This window comes from Cytobacillus solani (assembly GCF_006704205.1).
Lineage (GTDB): Bacteria > Bacillota > Bacilli > Bacillales > Cytobacillaceae > Cytobacillus > Cytobacillus solani.
The window spans coordinates 2,537,673-2,555,015 of the sequence record NZ_CP041305.1 but is presented as its reverse complement, the minus strand read 5'-3'; the positions used below and the strand labels follow the sequence as shown (position 1 = coordinate 2,555,015).

The 17,343-nt window shown below is 39.0% G+C and carries 18 protein-coding genes and 2 pseudogenes; 4 read left to right on the top strand and 16 right to left on the bottom strand.

Annotation, left to right across the window (positions count from 1 at the left end):
- Nucleotides 1-6: 6 nt before the first annotated feature.
- Together FI644_RS12780 and secG are read right to left on the bottom strand one after the other, a co-directional pair.
- Nucleotides 7-753, bottom strand: a complete 747-nt coding sequence (locus tag FI644_RS12780) for an alpha/beta hydrolase (protein WP_053477635.1) — start codon at nucleotides 751-753, stop codon at nucleotides 7-9.
- A gap of 111 nt (nucleotides 754-864) precedes the next feature.
- Nucleotides 865-1,098 carry a preprotein translocase subunit SecG gene (gene secG, locus FI644_RS12775; RefSeq protein WP_053477634.1) on the bottom strand — a complete coding sequence of 78 codons (234 nt, stop codon included), beginning with the start codon at nucleotides 1,096-1,098 and terminating at the stop codon, nucleotides 865-867.
- Between the two features lie 150 nt (nucleotides 1,099-1,248).
- On the opposite strand from secG, the gene FI644_RS12770 reads away from it, so the two are divergent.
- On the top strand, nucleotides 1,249-2,208 hold the full coding sequence (locus FI644_RS12770; RefSeq protein ID WP_056686402.1) for a nuclease-related domain-containing protein: 960 nt from the start codon (nucleotides 1,249-1,251) through the stop codon (nucleotides 2,206-2,208).
- A gap of 155 nt (nucleotides 2,209-2,363) precedes the next feature.
- Here FI644_RS12770 and eno read toward each other — a convergent pair whose 3' ends face one another.
- The 8 genes from eno to rpoN form a co-directional block, all read right to left on the bottom strand.
- Nucleotides 2,364-3,659: a phosphopyruvate hydratase gene (gene eno / locus FI644_RS12765; RefSeq protein WP_053477632.1), complete on the bottom strand. Its 1,296-nt coding sequence runs from the start codon at nucleotides 3,657-3,659 to the stop codon at nucleotides 2,364-2,366.
- A 25-nt stretch (nucleotides 3,660-3,684) separates the two neighbouring features.
- Nucleotides 3,685-5,220 (bottom strand): 2,3-bisphosphoglycerate-independent phosphoglycerate mutase, encoded by a 1,536-nt coding sequence (gene gpmI / locus FI644_RS12760; protein ID WP_142108445.1) that lies wholly within the window; start codon nucleotides 5,218-5,220, stop codon nucleotides 3,685-3,687.
- Nucleotides 5,213-5,962, bottom strand: a complete 750-nt coding sequence (tpiA, locus tag FI644_RS12755) for a triose-phosphate isomerase (RefSeq protein WP_142108444.1) — start codon at nucleotides 5,960-5,962, stop codon at nucleotides 5,213-5,215. Before tpiA ends, gpmI begins: the two co-directional genes overlap by 8 nt.
- Nucleotides 5,963-6,248: 286 nt before the next feature.
- Nucleotides 6,249-7,433 carry a phosphoglycerate kinase gene (locus FI644_RS12750; protein WP_053477629.1) on the bottom strand — a complete coding sequence of 395 codons (1,185 nt, stop codon included), beginning with the start codon at nucleotides 7,431-7,433 and terminating at the stop codon, nucleotides 6,249-6,251.
- Between the two features lie 197 nt (nucleotides 7,434-7,630).
- Nucleotides 7,631-8,638, bottom strand: coding sequence for a type I glyceraldehyde-3-phosphate dehydrogenase (gap, locus tag FI644_RS12745; RefSeq protein WP_053477628.1), 1,008 nt, complete (start codon nucleotides 8,636-8,638; stop codon nucleotides 7,631-7,633).
- Between the two features lie 46 nt (nucleotides 8,639-8,684).
- The gene (locus tag FI644_RS12740) at nucleotides 8,685-9,707 is read right to left on the bottom strand and encodes a sugar-binding transcriptional regulator (RefSeq protein WP_053477627.1); all 1,023 of its coding nucleotides are present in this window, start codon (nucleotides 9,705-9,707) and stop codon (nucleotides 8,685-8,687) included.
- A 116-nt stretch (nucleotides 9,708-9,823) separates the two neighbouring features.
- Nucleotides 9,824-10,081 (bottom strand): glutaredoxin family protein, encoded by a 258-nt coding sequence (locus FI644_RS12735; RefSeq protein ID WP_056686411.1) that lies wholly within the window; start codon nucleotides 10,079-10,081, stop codon nucleotides 9,824-9,826.
- Between the two features lie 13 nt (nucleotides 10,082-10,094).
- Complete coding sequence (rpoN, locus tag FI644_RS12730) at nucleotides 10,095-11,426, bottom strand: RNA polymerase factor sigma-54 (RefSeq protein WP_053477625.1); 1,332 nt, start codon at nucleotides 11,424-11,426, stop codon at nucleotides 10,095-10,097.
- A gap of 289 nt (nucleotides 11,427-11,715) precedes the next feature.
- On the opposite strand from rpoN, the gene FI644_RS12725 reads away from it, so the two are divergent.
- Nucleotides 11,716-12,693, top strand: a complete 978-nt coding sequence (locus FI644_RS12725) for an exonuclease domain-containing protein (protein ID WP_053477624.1) — start codon at nucleotides 11,716-11,718, stop codon at nucleotides 12,691-12,693.
- 98 nt (nucleotides 12,694-12,791) lie between these two features.
- Here FI644_RS12725 and FI644_RS26310 read toward each other — a convergent pair whose 3' ends face one another.
- The 3 genes from FI644_RS26310 to FI644_RS12715 form a co-directional block, all read right to left on the bottom strand.
- Nucleotides 12,792-12,944: a hypothetical protein gene (locus tag FI644_RS26310; protein ID WP_156319152.1), complete on the bottom strand. Its 153-nt coding sequence runs from the start codon at nucleotides 12,942-12,944 to the stop codon at nucleotides 12,792-12,794.
- 317 nt (nucleotides 12,945-13,261) lie between these two features.
- Entirely contained in the window at nucleotides 13,262-13,501 is a 240-nt protein-coding gene (locus FI644_RS12720) for a YolD-like family protein (RefSeq protein WP_053477623.1), read from the bottom strand.
- Nucleotides 13,502-13,503: 2 nt separating this feature from the next.
- On the bottom strand, nucleotides 13,504-13,722 hold the full coding sequence (locus FI644_RS12715; RefSeq protein ID WP_053477622.1) for a hypothetical protein: 219 nt from the start codon (nucleotides 13,720-13,722) through the stop codon (nucleotides 13,504-13,506).
- A gap of 104 nt (nucleotides 13,723-13,826) precedes the next feature.
- Between FI644_RS12715 and FI644_RS26305 the strand changes: the two genes are divergently transcribed.
- A complete protein-coding gene (locus FI644_RS26305; protein ID WP_180320708.1) occupies nucleotides 13,827-14,000 on the top strand; it encodes a hypothetical protein in 174 nt (57 codons plus the stop codon).
- A gap of 209 nt (nucleotides 14,001-14,209) precedes the next feature.
- Nucleotides 14,210-14,650 carry a cytidine deaminase gene (locus tag FI644_RS12705; protein WP_053477621.1) on the top strand — a complete coding sequence of 147 codons (441 nt, stop codon included), beginning with the start codon at nucleotides 14,210-14,212 and terminating at the stop codon, nucleotides 14,648-14,650.
- Between the two features lie 28 nt (nucleotides 14,651-14,678).
- On the opposite strand, the pseudogene FI644_RS12700 reads toward FI644_RS12705, so the two are convergent.
- The 3 genes and pseudogenes from FI644_RS12700 to FI644_RS12690 form a co-directional block, all read right to left on the bottom strand.
- Nucleotides 14,679-15,083: pseudogene (locus FI644_RS12700) on the bottom strand (transposase); the annotation flags it as partial.
- A gap of 295 nt (nucleotides 15,084-15,378) precedes the next feature.
- Nucleotides 15,379-15,843 (bottom strand): GNAT family N-acetyltransferase, encoded by a 465-nt coding sequence (locus FI644_RS12695; protein WP_142108443.1) that lies wholly within the window; start codon nucleotides 15,841-15,843, stop codon nucleotides 15,379-15,381.
- Between the two features lie 245 nt (nucleotides 15,844-16,088).
- A pseudogene (locus tag FI644_RS12690) lies at nucleotides 16,089-16,856 on the bottom strand (IS110 family transposase); the annotation flags it as partial.
- Between the last annotated feature and the right edge of the window lie 487 nt (nucleotides 16,857-17,343).

Here is a 17,343-nt window from a genome sequence, read left to right as displayed (position 1 = left end):
TTTCTTCTATTCTTCCCAATCTAGCTTTTCTAAAAACTGAAACACATCTTCATGAAGCTGATCTCGTTCTTTATCAAGCGTAATTACGTGTCCTGATTCCTCAAACCATTTGATTTCTTTCAAATCTGACTCCACTTCATTATAAATAATGTTCGCGCTGTCCGTATTGATCATATGATCCTCTCTTGCTTGAACAACGAAAGTTGGAGAATAAATCATATCCACATGATTGCGAACATCAGCAATTAATTCTTGAAGTGCTTTTAATGTATTCATCGGTGTTTTTTGAAATTCAGCCATCTCTTGTTCTATTTGCACCTCAGTTTTCCCTTCTAGCTGCTTATATTGTTGGGCATACTGAAGAATCCCTTCATACATCACTTCTTCACTCTTAATATGCATCGGTGCACACATGGGGATAATTCCCTTAACAGGTACAGTGTAACCTAATTTCAAGGAAAATACGCCTCCCAATGATAGTCCTGCCACAGCAATTTCTTGATGACCCTTATTTTTCAAGTATTCATAGCCATCCATGACGTCTTTCCACCAGTCTTCTGGCCCCGTATGAACAAGCTCCTCTGGCGGCACACCATGCCCTTTGTATTGCGGTGCATGGCATGTATAGCCTTTCCCTTCTAAAAAACGGCCCATCATGCGTACATCCGCTGTATTTCCTGTAAAACCGTGCAGCAACAGCACCGCTCGCTTCCCATTACCAAAAGTAAACGGCTTCGGTGTAACAATTTTCATCTATATGATACCCCTTTTTATGTAAAATTCGTTTAATCAAACGTTTGATTAATAGTTATTTTTAACAAAGCAAACGAAAAAAACCTGACCTAATGAAGGCCAGGCAATTTTTTATAACGCGAAATAGGATACTCCAATAGTTAAAATAAAGAATAGGACTGCAAGAACAATTGTAATACGGTGAAGAATCAGATCCAGCCCGCGTGCTTTTTGTTTTCCAAAAAGCTGTTCTGCTCCCCCAGAAATGGCACCGGATAAACCAGCACTTTTACCTGACTGCAGAAGTACGACAACAATAAGTCCGACAGATACAATAACCAATAGCGTGATTAATAGTGCATGCATAAAAGCCCACCTCCTGAAACGAACCTTTTACAGTATCACTAATTTTATCATAGTTGTGTTTTATTGGCAATAGAATTCAGAATTTGGTCATAGTTCGTAGAAGGAATGGTTCTACTCGAGATCGAATTTATCGGGAAAGGAGTGATTATTTTGATTGTAAAAGAGTTATCGAAACCAAGCAGCATTTTAAAATTGGAGGCATTAATGCGGCGTATACCTATAGATCATGCCAAATATGCCGAGATAAAGGAGGATTTAAGAAAAAGATTAGCTGGTTATAACGGGGAACGAGCATTATCCTACTACTTAGATTTCCTCCCGGATAAAGATTACTTTATTTTTCATGATTTGTGTCTTCCTAATGGTCCTCACCATTTTCAAATCGATTATCTAGTCCTCAGCCGCCATCTAGCTTTTATCCTCGAATGCAAGAATTTCTACGGTACACTGCTTCTTGAAGATTCGTTTAACCAACTTATTCGCACAGCTAATGATAAAGAAGAGGGCTTCCAAAATCCCATTTCTCAAACCAAATGGCATCAGCAGCAATTAAGCACATTTCTCAACAGTTATGGCTACTCTCAGATTCCCATCGATTATTTAGTTGCTTTCAGCAGCCCCTCAACCATTTTAAAAACCAATTCTCGCAGTCAATCACTTTTGAAAAGGATCGTGCATGGATATAATCTGCTAGATCGTCTAAATGAAATTGGAAAGGCGTATAAAAAAGATGTAATTGAAATGAAGCACTTGCGGAAACTGTGTAAATTGCTTTTAAAAAGCCATGTTCCAAGTGATCAGAATATTTCACAGAAATACGTATTGACTAAATCAGATGTGAAAACAGGGGTGCAGTGTCCAAATTGCCTATCATTTGGGATGGTTCGCTTACGGAAAAAATGGTTTTGTGAAAAATGTGGGTGTTTTGATAAAAATGCACATGTTGAGGCAGTAAAAGATTACTTTCTCTCATTAAATTCAACGATGTCTAACAAGCAATTTCGTGAATTTACTCATTTATCATCCGTAGATATGGCATCCAAGCTGCTTATGCGAATGAATCTGCCAAGTTCAGGGGCTAACAAAGGGAGAGTATACCATCCTCAGTGAGATATTCGCCGTCAGATTGATTTTATTGGACAAAAAAATGATATATTCGCCGTCAGCCACATTATATTGGACAAAAATGAAATATCTTCGCCGTTACCCCAATTATATTCGCCAAACCACCAAAAGGGGCGGCCACAATGGCCGCCCTGACAAACTTATTTCTTCAAATTATAGAAAGACTTCAATCCATCATAAACCGCTAAATCCCCAAGCTCATCCTCGATGCGAAGAAGCTGGTTGTATTTTGCGATACGATCAGTACGGGACATAGATCCTGTCTTGATTTGGCCTGCATTTGTTGCAACAGCGATGTCAGCAATAGTTGCATCTTCTGTTTCACCAGAACGATGAGAAACGACAGCCGTATAGCCTGCACGCTTCGCCATTTCGATGGCATCAAATGTTTCTGTTAACGTACCGATTTGGTTTACTTTGATAAGGATTGAGTTGCCAACGCCTTGCTCAATTCCCTGTGCTAATTTCTTTGTATTTGTAACGAATAGGTCATCCCCAACAAGCTGTACTTTTCCGCCGATCCGTTCAGTAAGAAGCTTGTGGCCCTCCCAGTCGTTTTCATCTAAGCCGTCTTCAATCGAGATGATCGGGAATTCATTCACAAGCTCTTCGTAGAAGTTAACCATATCTTCTGAAGTTAAGCCTGTGCGGCCTTCACCTGCAAGATCGTATTTGCCAGTTTCTTTGTTAAAGAACTCGGATGAAGCAACATCCATTGCAAGGTAAATGTCTTTGCCCGCTTCGTAGCCAGCATTGGAAATTGCCTCAATAATAACCTCTAATGCTTCACGGTTTGAACCAAGGTTTGGAGCGAATCCGCCTTCATCACCTACAGCTGTATTCAAGCCTTTGCCAGATAAAACTTTCTTCAAAGAATGGAATACTTCCGCACCCATGCGGATCGCTTCTTTAAAAGTAGGCGCGCCTACAGGCATAATCATGAATTCTTGGAAATCCACGTTATTATCAGCATGAGATCCACCATTAATAATGTTCATCATTGGTGTTGGAAGCTGCTTCGCATTGAATCCGCCAAGGTAACGGTACAAAGGAAGACCTACAGACTCAGCAGCTGCATGTGCACACGCCATTGAAACACCAAGGATTGCATTGGCACCAAGTTTGCCTTTGTTTTCTGTTCCATCTAATTCGATCATCGTGCGGTCGATGCCGACTTGATCCGTTACATCCATACCGATTACAACGTCAGCAATTAAGTTATTTACGTTGTCTACTGCTTTTTGAACACCTTTTCCAAGGTAGCGTGACTTGTCGCCATCACGAAGCTCAACTGCTTCGTATTCACCAGTTGATGCACCAGATGGAACCATTGCACGGCCAAAGAATCCTGATTCTGTTAACACTTCTACTTCAACTGTTGGGTTTCCGCGAGAATCTAAAACTTCACGAGCATATACATGTTGGATAAATGGCATATTTATTCTCTCCTTTAAATTCAACTTATTTTTTTATTAATGTTGTTCCTGTCATTTCAGCTGGTTTTTCAAGTCCAAGAAGATCCAGCACGGTTGGGGCAAGATCACCAAGAATGCCGTCTTCTCGAAGTTTTACACCATTTTCCGTAATAATCACAGGTACCGGATTGGTCGTATGGGCGGTCATCGGCTGCCCTTCTAACGTAACAACTTCATCCGCATTCCCGTGGTCAGCAGTAATAATTGCTTTTCCACCTTTTTTAACGATGAGATCAACAATTTTCCCAAGGCATTCGTCAACAGTCTCTACCGCCTTAATGGTAGGCTCAAGCATCCCAGAATGGCCGACCATATCAGGATTAGCAAAGTTAAGAATAATCGCATCCTGCTGGTCCGCTTCGATTTCCTTTAGTAAGGCATCCGTCACTTCGTATGCACTCATTTCTGGCTTTAAATCATATGTAGCGACCTTTGGGGAGTTGATTAAAATCCGCTTTTCACCTGGAAATTCCGCTTCACGTCCCCCGCTCATAAAAAAGGTGACATGCGGATATTTCTCAGTTTCTGCAATTCGCAGCTGTTTTAAGTCATTTTGGGACAGTACCTCGCCAAGTGTATTATCCAAATTGCTTGGTTCAAACGCCACATAGCCATCAACCGTTTCACTAAAATGAGTCAAGCAAACGAAAAATAGGTGATCAGGATGCTTTGACCCTCTATCGAACGAACGGAAATCTTTATTTGTAAACGTGTTTGATATTTGGATTGCCCGATCCGGTCGGAAGTTATAGAAAATAACAGCATCATTATCCTGAATGGTTGCAACAGGCTCCCCATTTTCTCTAGTAATTACTGATGGAATGACGAACTCATCAAAAATCCCATGCCGATAGTTATCCTCTACTAAATCACTCGCATTCGAATAGGTTGGTCCATCCCCGTAAACCATCGAGCGGTATGATTTTTCTACACGCTCCCATCGCTTATCCCGATCCATAGAGTAGTAACGGCCAGAAATCGTCGCAAATTCACCGACACCATATTCCTTCATTTTTTCCTCAGCTGCTTTTATATACCCTTCAGCCGTTTGTGGTCCCACATCCCGTCCATCTAAAAACCCATGAACATAGACGTTTTTAACGCCCTCTTCTGCCGCTAAATGAAGCAGCGCATAAAGGTGATTAATATGGCTGTGGACGCCTCCATCTGAAAGTAAGCCCATCAAATGAAGATTTGTCCCATTTTCTTTTACATGGTTAATAGCCTTTAAAAAGGTTTCATTCTTCTCAAACTTGCCTTCACGAATCGCCACATTTACTCTTGTCAGGCTTTGATAAACCACACGACCAGCACCAATATTCAGGTGTCCAACCTCTGAATTCCCCATTTGTCCTTCAGGCAAACCGACCGCTTCCCCGCAAGCTGTTAAGGTCGCATGAGGAAACTCATTCCAATAACGGTCAAAGTTTGGCTTCTTCGCATGAGATACTGCATTTCCCTTTTGCTCATTTCTTAACCCGAAGCCATCTAGGATGATTAATGCAACAGGTGATTTACTCATATTGCCCTGCCTCCAATAATTGCAGGAACGATTGTGCTTCTAAGCTAGCGCCTCCTACTAAAGCGCCATCGATATCAGGCTGAGACATATATTCTTTAATATTTCCAGGCTTCACACTGCCGCCATATTGAATTCGGACAGCATCTGCTGCAGCTTGAGAAAATTGCTCCTTCACCACTTGGCGAATATGTGCACATACTTCATTTGCATCTTCAGCAGTAGAAGATTTTCCTGTGCCAATTGCCCAGATTGGTTCATACGCAATAACCGTTTGTTTCACTTGTTCCTCAGTTAAGCCTTGCAATGCCTTTTCTATTTGTGAGCCTACAAATGCCATTGTTTCGCCGTTCTCCCGTTGTTCAAGCGTTTCTCCACAGCATACAATCGGAGTTAGGTTGTGCTTGAAAGCTGCCAATGTTTTTTTGTTCACTGCATCATCTGTTTCATTAAACATTTCACGGCGTTCAGAATGACCGAGAATCACATATTTTACACCAATATCTTCTAGTGCCACAGGACTGATCTCCCCTGTAAAAGCACCGCTTTCTTCAAAATGCATATTTTGTGCACCAATACCTACATTAGAGCCTACTAAGCGCTCCAAAAATAAAGCTGGGGCACATATAACCGTTTCAACTTTATCCACATCTGGAATTGAGCCTTTAATTTCTCCTAAAAATGCTCTCGCCTCCGGAAGGGTTTTATGCATTTTCCAGTTTCCTGCAATGATTGGTTTACGCATAATGGTACATCCTTTCATGCAATATTTTTATTTCGCTTTTCTCTGTCCAGCTCCAGCGCCTAGACCCTCGAGGTCATTAGTCATTCCATCAAGAAGGTTAAAGTACAACCTTCCTGCTGGACTGCCTTATGCTTGTCGCCCCTGATCAAGCCGCTTCCGCTTTTCTCTGTCCAGCTCCAGCGCCTAGACCCTCGAGGTCATAAGCCGTTCCCAAGTTGAAGGCAAAGAACGCCTTCTACTTGGACCCGTCTTATGCTTGTCGGGCTAACAAGCCGCTTCCGCTTTTCTATTTATCATTCAACGCAACTACACCAGGTAAAGCCTTGCCTTCCATAAACTCTAGGGAAGCACCGCCGCCCGTGGAAATATGGCTCATGCGGTCTGCAAGATAGAATTTTTCTACAGCTGCTGCAGAGTCCCCGCCGCCAATGACGGAATATGTATCGTTAGCTTCTGCTAATGCTTCAGCCACAGCCCTTGTTCCGCCAGCAAATTTATCCCATTCAAACACACCCATCGGTCCATTCCAGATGACTAGCTTTGAATTTTGGATCACATCGCTGTAAATTTCAGCCGTTTTCGGTCCGATATCAAGCGCTTGCCAATCGGCTGGAATTTCCTCAATTGCAACCGTTTTTGTGTTTGCTTCCACGGAGAAGTCATCAGCAATGACAGCGTCAACTGGCATATAGAAGTTAACTCCCTTTTCTTGCGCTTTCTTCATAAATGATTTTGCTAAATCTATTTTATCTTCTTCTAAAAGTGATTTTCCTATTTCATGTCCATTTGCCTTTACGAACGTATAAGCCAAGCCGCCGCCAATGATTAAGTTATCTACCTTATCAAGCAGATTTTCAATCACGCCAATTTTATCCTTTACTTTTGCCCCGCCAATAATCGCTGTAAATGGGCGCTCTGGATTAGATAGAGCTTTTCCTAACACCTCTAGCTCCTTCTCCATTAAAAGTCCTGATACAGCTGGAAGATAATGAGCAATTCCCTCTGTTGAAGCATGGGCACGGTGTGCTGCTCCGAACGCATCGTTCACATAAAGATCGGCTAATTCAGCAAAAGCCTTCGCTAGCTCAGGATCATTTTTTTCCTCGCCAGGATAGAAACGAACATTTTCAAGAAGCATGACATCTCCCTCGTTCATTGTTCCTATCATTTCTTTAACCGCATCTCCATATGCTTCATCTGCTTTTTTCACTTCTTTTCCAAGAAGCTCAGACAAACGAGCTGCGACCGGTGTCAGGCGCAATTCCTCGACTGCCTGTCCCTTTGGACGTCCAAGATGACTGGCTAGAATTACTTTTGCTCCTTGGTCTGTTAAGTATTGAATCGTTGGCAGTGCAGCGCGGATTCGTGTTTCATCAGTCACTTTGCCATCTTTCATCGGTACATTGAAATCCACACGGCAAAATACCTTTTTCCCTTTTAAATCCACATCTTTAACGCTTTTTTTGTTCATCGCAAAATGACCCCCACATGTTTACAAATAAGTAGTACTTGCTTAGGCTTACACCAATGCAAAAATAATTGCGAAAACTCTTCATAGAAAAAGGAGAGGGGTTTGTTCCCCGCTCCCCTTTACCATATATCATTATAGACGTTTGCACTTTCAATTTCCAATATGTTTAAAACTTTCCAAGGAATTTTATTAAGATTTTAAAAGCCTTTTTGTGCGATATAATCTACAAGATCTATAACGCGATTAGAATAGCCGCTTTCGTTGTCATACCAAGAAATGACTTTTACCATATTGCCTTCCATAATCATTGTAGAAAGGGCATCGATCGTAGATGATGCAGGATCTCCATTGTAATCACTAGAAACTAATGGCTCCTCGCTATATGCTAAAATGCCTTTTAATTCTCCTTCAGCCGCTGCTTTAAATGCTGCGTTTACATCTTCAGCTGTTACTTCTTTTTCAAGCTCAGCAACTAAATCAACTAAAGAAACGTTTGGAGTTGGTACACGTACAGCTCCACCGTTTAATTTGCCCTTTAACTCAGGCAACACAAGGGAAACAGCTTTGGCAGCCCCAGTTGTCGTTGGAATGATATTCTCCGCTGCCGCACGTGCACGACGATAATCTTTATGCGGCAAGTCAAGAATTTGCTGATCATTTGTATAAGAGTGGATCGTTGTCATCATTCCACGCTTGATGCCAAACTTATCATTCAGAACTTTAGCAAAAGGTGCAAGACAGTTTGTTGTACATGACGCATTTGAAATGACATGGTGGTTTGCAGGATCATAGCTTTCATGGTTTACACCCATAACTACTGTAATATCCTCATTCGTAGCAGGTGCAGAAATAATGACTTTCTTTGCCCCCGCTTCTAAATGCTTCGCTGCATCTTCACGCTTCGTAAAACGACCTGTTGATTCAATAACCACTTCAACACCTAAGTCTCCCCATCCAAGCTGAGCAGGATCACGTTCTGCGATTACTTTTACTTTATGTCCGCCAACTACAAGATAATCTCCATCAACAGATACATTTTCATTTAATGTTCCATGCACAGAATCATATTTTAAAAGATGTGCAAGCATGTTTGCATCTGTTAAATCATTTACTGCGACAATCTCTATATTAGGGTTCTTTAATGCTGCACGAAAAACTACACGACCAATTCTTCCAAATCCATTAATACCAACTTTTACTGCCATTTTAACTTCCTCCCTTGTCGGATAAAATTGTATTGAAAAAGGGTATTTACCCTTTTAATAAACATTTTGCTGCACCTTCATCCGTTACGAGTACGGTTGATTGCGGTGCTTGTTTCATATAAGCGGCAATCGCCTTTGCCTTCGTTTTTCCTCCTGCAACTGCAATGACATCCGGAATAGCAGAAAGATCCTGCAGCTGGAGTCCAATCGTTTGAACTTTATGAACGACCTCGCCATTTTTATTGAAATAATAGCCGAAAGCTTCCCCTTCTGCCTGTGCACCTTTAATTTTTGCTAGATCTTCGCTGCTTGATTTTCGGCGTTCTGCCATTGTAATAGCGTCTCCAATCCCATGTAAAACCATGCTTGCTGACTTGATCATTTTCAGAACTTCGCTAATTTCCCGTTCCTTAATAATGGATTCATACATCTCCTGGCTCACTTGATCTGGGATATACAGGACACGATGCTTGGAATCCGTCCGGTCAGCCATTGCCGCACAGATGGAGTTGGCTTGATTTTTTACATCCTCACCTATTCCGCCTCTTGCGGGGACAAAAAGACAGCTTTGCGAAGCGTCTAATGGGGTTAACATATCTGCCACGGCTGCAATAGTTGAGCCGCCTGTTACAGCAATAATATTTTCCCCTGTAAGATTGGACTTCATCCGATTGGCAGCAGCTCTGCCCAATTCCGTTTTCACCCATGGTGAATCATCACAATCACCAGAGACGATGATGACCTTCTGAATGCCAAGCTTACGCTGCAGATTCTCCTCCATGGCACTAATTCCTGAGATTTCTCTAATGACAGCGCTTAATTTATCAAGTAAATCTTTACCATCAGAAGTCAAGCTCATCCCTGCGGTTGAAGAGGCAATCAGATTTTGGTCTTTTAAAAATTCAACCTCACTTCTTAATACCCTTTCCGTTAAGCCTAAACTGAGACTTAAGCTCCTTCTCCCAACAGGTTCCATTAGCCCAATGTAGTGAAGAATATGATAGCGCTTTTGCATAATGGTTAATAAATCAGGCAATAATCTTTTTTGAACATCAATTAATGAATCCATTGATTTTATCCTCCTGGACATTTTTTGTCCCCCGTAGACATATTATGTCCCGATTGAAGCAAAAAAAATCACTCCTGCTATAACTACATTTTAACAGGAGTAATAAGTGAATTCAATTAAAAAGATTTACTTTTTTCTGAAAACGCTTCACTAATGGTTAGATGATCAATTTGTCCGAATTGAATTTCTTCTCCATCGATTTCAACAACCGGAATCATGATTCCATATTTTTCAGTTAATTCATCGCTCGTATCAATATCAATTTCTTCCAGAATAAAATCCCATTCTTCCTGTAATTCTAGGATGATCTTTTTCGCTTTATCACATAATGAACAACGGCTGCGTGTATAGAGCACAAGTGTACTTTTGTTCATTGCTATTCTCCCTTCATTCATAGCGTTTTCGTTTTGATGAAGAAGGAATACCGAGCTGATCCCGGTATTTCGCAATTGTTCTACGCGAAACAACCATCCCCTCTTGCTCTTTTAACAAATGAACGATTTCCTGATCAGATAATGGCTTTTGTTTGTTTTCGCCTTCTACCAATTGGCTAATGATCGTCTTTACTTGCTTGGATGAGGTATTCTCATCTGATGTAGTCTTTATCGTGCTTGAGAAGAAGGATCTTAATTCGTACGTTCCAAAAGGGGTTTGCGCATACTTCTCTCTAACGGCACGACTGACCGTTGACTCATGAATTTCAAGTTCGTCCGCAATCTCCTTCATTGTCATTGGTCGTAAGTATGCAGGTCCATTCATAAAAAAGTCCCGCTGTTTTTCTACTATCTTCAAAGAAACCTTTGTTAATGTTTCTTTTCTTTGCTCAATGCTCTTCATGATCCATTGATAATCCTGCTGATTTTCCTGAATAAAGCGATTGACTGACTTATCATTGTTAGACGAGAACTTTTCATAGTACGCGCTGTTAAAGCTAATTTTCGGCAATGCCTCATCAAATATACTTACTGTAAAGGATTCCCCATCCCACTTAATCACAACATCTGGCACTATGTAAGCAGATTTTTCGTGTTGAAAGGAGGAAGCTGGTCTTGGATTTAATGTTTGAATGAAATCGAATACCTCTTGAATCTCATTCAATTTTACATTGAGCAATTTTGATATATCCTTCCATTTCTTTTCAGCAAAAGGAAGGAAATGCTTTTCTATGATTTCTTCTGCGAGTACATTCCTCTTCTCACAGCGCCGTAATTGCAATAAGAGGCATTCTTGCAAATTCCGGGCACCGATCCCAGCGGGCTCTAATCCTTGCAATAGTTTAAGATGTTCATAGACTTCTTCGTCCGATAGTTTAAAATGAGCGGCTACTTCACTTACCTCTGCACGAAAGTAACCGTTTTCATCGATACACTCAATTAAATAGTCAAATACTTTTTTTCCATTTATAGTTAATCGATTGAGATCTACCTGTGACTTTAAATATTCATCTAGATAAGTCACCGTTTCCCCAATCTGTTCAATCCAGTTTTGCTTATCTTTATCCACTTTCTTGCGAGTTGGCTTCACTCGATCCTTCCGGGGGTCCATGGCTTGCACATTGCCAGGCTCAATCTGCAATAAGGGGTTTTCCAAAGCTTTATTCTCTAAAAATGCAGAAAGCTCCTGTGTATTATATTGCAGCAAGGCAATCGCCTGAGTAAGCTCTTGCGTCATCGTTAGCTTTAAAGTCTGCTGCTGCCATAACCCTGCTTGTAAGTTCATCTTAATCCCCCCTCGTGTTCATTTTACAATAACGGGAAGGAATGTTGTATGGAAAAATATTGTCATAGGGAAGTCTTGCAGTACTGTTCAAAACAAAAAAGGGATGAAGTGAATGCTTCAATCACTTTATAATAATAGAGAAGATTCTTCAATGATTTAAGCATACAAGCCATTCATTTTAACTTTTTATTTCAACTATGATAAGTTTAAATCTTGTCCTGTCATTTTCTAAATCCATGTGGGATTATTATAACTTTAATTATTTTTTAAACTAAAAGGGGGAAGCCAAATGGATTTCATAACGATTGATTTTGAAATAGCCAATAACCATATGAACAGTGCATGCTCTTTAGGAATGGTATTCATCCAGAACAATAAAATCATTGACGAAAAGTATTATCTGATTCAGCCTCCTACCCTCGAACTCGATCAAGAGATGTCAAAAATACATGGTCTTTCTTTTGATGATTTAAAGAACGCACCAAAATTTGATGAAGTGTGGGGGGAGATTAGCCATTATTTTCATAATGAGAGTTTATTTGTCGCACATAATGCTCAGTTCGATATGAATGTATTGAGAAATTGCTTGAAAACCTATTCAATTGAAGTTCCTGAATTCGACTATGTGTGCAGTATTCCAATAAGTACTCGCGCGTGTAGTGGGGAAGGTATCGGCAGCTCATTAAAAGACCGTGCAGAAAGGTTTGGCATAACTCTTAATAATCACCACAACGCCTTAGATGATGCGAGAGCATGTGCGGAATTAGTTTTAAAATGCATGGAAACAAAAAGAAGGAAATCCATCCATACCTATATTAGTACCTATAGTTCAATACCGATAAAACGATTCTCAGAATTAAAGATTCAAACGGAATTTAAGAAGAGAAAAAAGAATTTCGCCAAAATATCCACAAAAGACATGATTCCATCTACTAACGATTTTGATATTCACCACCCTTTTTATAGTAAAAATTTTGTTTTTACTGGTGAATTAACAATGGATCGTGAGGAAGCCATGCAAAGAGTAGTTAACCTAGGAGGAATCATTAAAAGTGGAGTAAGTTCTAAAACAAATTATCTTGTCGTTGGAAAACAGGATCATTTACTTGTTGGAAGCAGCGGATTAAGCTCAAAGGAAAGAAAAGCTTATGAGCTAATTGAAGCAGGAAGGAATATTGAAATTCTCACGGAAACTAAGTTTAGAAAACTGCTAGATTGCCGATTAATTCTAACATCTATCGTACGCAAAAAATATGTACTGAACTAGTTTTAATGGAGAAAGAGGCCTACGGGCTTGTAGCTGAAAAAAAGCCGTAAACCCATGAAACGTTTGGGCTTACGGCTTTTCGCTATGATATTTCTAAATTAAAGTAGCGCCCTCTGCAGGAAACGAACCCAATCCTGCATCGCAATAGATGTACCGATTCTTCTAACCAATTTACCAGCCTTTTTCTGTTTCCTTCTATTTATACTGTTCCCAGCCATGAATTCCTTAATCGACATTGTCTGAACACTCATTTTAAGTCCTCCCATAGGTAGATTTGGTTTTTCAGACCTTCACATAGCTGCTAAAGCTTTTTCTTTCGATAAGGTGGATTTGTCACCCAAATAAGTGCAAATTGTGGATTATATGTGGATAACTTTGTATATCTTTTGACTTTTTGAATGTTTTTTGCCATGGTTTGTTTGTAATCGATCTCAATAAATGGTGGAGTTTGTTGGAGATGAAGACTACGTCTGCTACGAATCGCAAGAGCACTAACGGTACAGAGAAAAATCTCTGGGGAGATTTGGTGGAATAAATAAAGCTCTTCTCAAATGAGAGGAGCTCCACTTTATAATACCGAAACTTTCATTATGTCCATAAAAGGAACTTTAGTAACCTTTGAATCCTTTTCGATATAAATTAATTTTGTGCGGCTATCCATTTTTATAATATTCCCCTGAACGGTTCCTTTTTCCCAAACATCTAAAATTACTTCTGTTTTTTCATCATATGCCTCTACAAGTGTATTTCCAATCTCCTCTAACTCGAATTCATCCCTTGTTGGTCGTTTTCTCTTAACTTTAGCCATAATTATGCCCCTCTACTTAGGCTGTTTACTTGCCCGACTGATAAGATGTTACTTATTTTAAAGGTTCTCTGCTGTTTCCGAATATAGCAATAGGCTTTAAATGACTCCTCGTTTACTGATAACACCTTAATTTTTCGCTGGCTAATATTCCCCTTACAGTCCTGGTAAATCATTTCTAATAATGCCCCACTTGCTGCCGCCTTTAATAGTAAACTTCTCATCAATCTGACCTCCTTTACCATCATTTTATACGAACGTTCATTCGGTTTCAAGTTGAATAAAGAACTAACGTTCGCATATAATATACGAAAAGGAGATGGAATTAATGAAAAAAGACCGTGAAACTATAAAGTTGACTGTCATGATGCTACCAGAACATGTACAGAGTTTAAAAGATGCACTGGTAGGTATGTTCATTCAAAAAGACACTTCAAAGGTTATATACGAAACCCCGTCTAAAAAGAATTTACGACTAGTTAAGATAATGAATGGAGAATAAAATATTTGTATATAGCCCCTCCAACCGGAAGGGCTCATTAATTTGGATTGTTTATCTAACACAGCAGTTTAGTGGAAAAATCGTCATTAGCTTTGTTCAACATTCGGGCCATTTAATGGAGTAAGGGTTATAGAGCATACGAAGAGGTTAGCGTAACAATGATAATTATCTTATAATTACCATAAACATATAAATCGGAGAGTGAGAGTATGAACCAAGTAAAAAGTATAGAGACGGAAATGTATAATATAGCGACGGAATTTATAACCAAGAGATATCCTACAGGTTGGGGTGGTGTAGCAGTAATTCATACTGATGATGGTAAATTTTTAACAAGTGTCTCTATAGAAACAGCAAATAGTAGCGTTGATTTATGCATTGAGGTTGGAGCAATGTGTGAAGCACATAAATTTAATTCTTGTGTATCACATTGCTTATGTGTAGTAAGAGATGACGAAAATAGTCCATTTAAAGTACTTTCACCTTGTGGTGTTTGTCAAGAAAGACTTAGATTTTGGGGGACAGATGTAAAAGTAGGCGTTACAACTCCAGATAATTGCTTGAAGTTTGTAACATTAGAAAACTTACAACCTTATCATTGGACAAACGCTTATCCTTTTGAAACCCTTGAGCATTACTCTAAGGATTAAGTTATACCAATTAATATAGAAATATTTATATCACAGCTACTTTAAAGGGTTTTCCTTCTTCACGTTTCTTATCGTAATACTCTCGTAATCGCTTATTACGGGGAATAATTTCATCTGTCGTTTTCTGCTTGCGACAATCTCGAATGGCACATTTAACTGCCATATACAAGGCCTGTCTTAGTCTGCTAGAGCCTCTTTTGGTAATTCGATTTAAAGTACCTTTGAATGTACCAGATTCAAAGATACTCGGATCGATTCCGGCAAATGCTACTAGTTTCTTAGGATGATTAAACCGATCAATTTCCCCAATCTCAGAAATAATCGTGGCAGCGATTTTTTCACCGATGCCGGGGATGGACCGGATAATCTTACACTCTTCAATATGCTTTGCTAAAGCATCTATCTCGTCTTCAAGCGTGGATAGTGTAGCTTTGAAATAAAGTTTAATTAAAAAAATGTTATTAACCTTGATAAACGAACAAAAGAAAAGAGCATGTTTTGAAAAAAAGATTAATCAAAACATGCTCTTCTAGTGTTAAATTGAAAGATTCTTTTATAAAAAAGTTTGATCATTTTTTGTTCCTTCTTCAACAAAAGCCCCCGTTAGTTGAAGAATATCATTAATTTCAACTTCCTTCTCAAAAATTCCTTCTGATTTTTAACAATACGACCCAATTACTGAACAGAATTAATTAGTTTCTTAACACACTAATACTCCCTATGTCTTTTCAATTAAATTCATAGCGCATTGTATGGCTCACATCTATAAATCCTTGCTTTTCATATAAAGTAATAGCACCAATATTTTCAGACAGTACATTCAACTCTAAGTAATCTAAATTTCGATTTTCAGCCCATTTTTTTGCTTCTAATAACAAAGCTGAACCAATTCCTTGAGATTGATATTTGGTTCCAACAATTATATCTGGAATAAATGCGTATTTGTGTTCAACCAAACACGTATATGATGGTGTGATTAGTTCTTGAATAAGTAAAAAACCTATAGTACAGTTATCAATTTCAGCTAATAAAATATCCGAATCCTTTTCATTGATTGTTTTCCTTATAAACTCTACATCCTGCTTTGCAGGCTTTATATATTTGGGCTGAAAGTTTGACATTTTTAAAAAAAGCTCTTGATATAAAATTTCTATTTGATTAACTTGCTCTAGCGTAGCTAACTTTATATTCATATTGTTCCTCCAAAGTTCTTTTAAAATTATTTAAAGCAATATACTCTTATGTGAAATAATAACATATTTCTAAATTTAAAATTAACTATTCAAAATCTGATATTTATTAAGCTAACCTGCCGTGTTAGTTCAATAAGAAAAACTGAAGTGTAGATAATTCCGACTCATCATTTTTATAAACGGTATGACTTTCTTTAAAACGGTACATCTTTTTTATAAACAGTACGTCTTTATTTCAAAGCTACAGATAGATGTTTTTTGTATTCAAGAAGCATATTAATATACATGTTCAAACTTAAAGAAAGACTATGATATAAAGTTTTCTGAAATGGGTTTTGTGCTGCGGCAGCCATTAGTTTTTCTGCCTGACTGTTTGCCCATTGTTGTGAACGACTTTTACAGAACTCTTTTATTTTGTTAGCGATGGTTTCTTTGCTTGCTTCCAAAACTTCCTCTGAAGTGGGAAATGCCTGTAAAGTTAGTAAAGAAACATCCGAATATAAGGCTCCGAAAACTCCATTGTATTCAGGAAATACTTGATCGAGAACTGCCTGAAATTGCAGTTTGGTTTGTACAAACATGCCTGTAATATTTTCGTGTCTTGTAAGATTACGAAGGTTTAAGAGCTGGATTCCTCTTTGTTTATAAGGCTCTAAGTCCTCTTTATAGTACAGCTCGCAGAGGTGATAAGCGTCTATGATATCAGTCTTTACCTTGCGTAAACTAGAACTCTTAGCCCGATACGATAGGAGAGGATTCACGATAATTAACAAATATCCTCTGACCTCGAAATACTGGACAATTGGTGTGTGATAATGTCCAGTGGATTCTAACACAATAGGAGGACGCCCCCCTGATATATCTTCTACTTCTCTAATAAAATCAAGAAGATTACTTAACCCTTCAAGAGTATGAGCTACTTTGAAGCTCTTTTTGTACGGTTGCTTTTTATCCAAAAATGCCTGAACCTGACTTTCACCTTTTGCCACATCCAGACCTATGACTGGATTCATCATTTATCTCCTCCTGAAAATCGATTAACCGGTAACCCCTATTCCTCCATGTAGTATCATAGCTTCGCTTGTTATACGAGATCATTGTCCCAACCAGCCTCAATCAAGTTTCTACAAGTAGGGGGTGAACTGTTTAACGGATGGGATCAAGTCCCAAGGGCGCTTACGTTCTACCTCGGCTACCGTAATCATATATCGATATAAAAAATGGTCAACCAGAAATATTTTCTTTTCTGATTGACCTTATAATACGAACGGGCCAGATTGTTGAAGATCGCTTGGTAATAAGATATTAGTTAGTATAAAGATTGTATATATTTCACTTAAACTAAACCGATTTCATTGTGAACAATGTGGAGGAGAAATGGTCCCTGAATATTATAAAGGAATACATGGGAAGAAGTATCGACTACAGGACCCAATAATTATGGTAGAAGAAAAAAGGATCGGGCGTACTTTGTTCGGTTTTTCTTATATTTTTGTAAGA

Coding starts and splice junctions, on each gene's coding strand:
- FI644_RS12780 (WP_053477635.1), bottom strand. CDS start 753: ATGAAAATTGTTACACCGAAGCCGTTTACTTTTGGTAATGGGAAGCGA.
- secG (WP_053477634.1), bottom strand. CDS start 1,098: ATGCATGCACTATTAATCACGCTATTGGTTATTGTATCTGTCGGACTT.
- eno (WP_053477632.1), bottom strand. CDS start 3,659: ATGCCATTTATCCAACATGTATATGCTCGTGAAGTTTTAGATTCTCGC.
- gpmI (WP_142108445.1), bottom strand. CDS start 5,220: ATGAGTAAATCACCTGTTGCATTAATCATCCTAGATGGCTTCGGGTTA.
- tpiA (WP_142108444.1), bottom strand. CDS start 5,962: ATGCGTAAACCAATCATTGCAGGAAACTGGAAAATGCATAAAACCCTT.
- FI644_RS12750 (WP_053477629.1), bottom strand. CDS start 7,433: ATGAACAAAAAAAGCGTTAAAGATGTGGATTTAAAAGGGAAAAAGGTA.
- gap (WP_053477628.1), bottom strand. CDS start 8,638: ATGGCAGTAAAAGTTGGTATTAATGGATTTGGAAGAATTGGTCGTGTA.
- FI644_RS12740 (WP_053477627.1), bottom strand. CDS start 9,707: ATGGATTCATTAATTGATGTTCAAAAAAGATTATTGCCTGATTTATTA.
- FI644_RS12735 (WP_056686411.1), bottom strand. CDS start 10,081: ATGAACAAAAGTACACTTGTGCTCTATACACGCAGCCGTTGTTCATTA.
- rpoN (WP_053477625.1), bottom strand. CDS start 11,426: ATGAACTTACAAGCAGGGTTATGGCAGCAGCAGACTTTAAAGCTAACG.
- FI644_RS12725 (WP_053477624.1), top strand. CDS start 11,716: ATGGATTTCATAACGATTGATTTTGAAATAGCCAATAACCATATGAAC.
- FI644_RS26310 (WP_156319152.1), bottom strand. CDS start 12,944: ATGAGTGTTCAGACAATGTCGATTAAGGAATTCATGGCTGGGAACAGT.
- FI644_RS12720 (WP_053477623.1), bottom strand. CDS start 13,501: ATGGCTAAAGTTAAGAGAAAACGACCAACAAGGGATGAATTCGAGTTA.
- FI644_RS12715 (WP_053477622.1), bottom strand. CDS start 13,722: ATGAGAAGTTTACTATTAAAGGCGGCAGCAAGTGGGGCATTATTAGAA.
- FI644_RS26305 (WP_180320708.1), top strand. CDS start 13,827: ATGAAAAAAGACCGTGAAACTATAAAGTTGACTGTCATGATGCTACCA.
- FI644_RS12705 (WP_053477621.1), top strand. CDS start 14,210: ATGAACCAAGTAAAAAGTATAGAGACGGAAATGTATAATATAGCGACG.
- FI644_RS12695 (WP_142108443.1), bottom strand. CDS start 15,843: ATGAATATAAAGTTAGCTACGCTAGAGCAAGTTAATCAAATAGAAATT.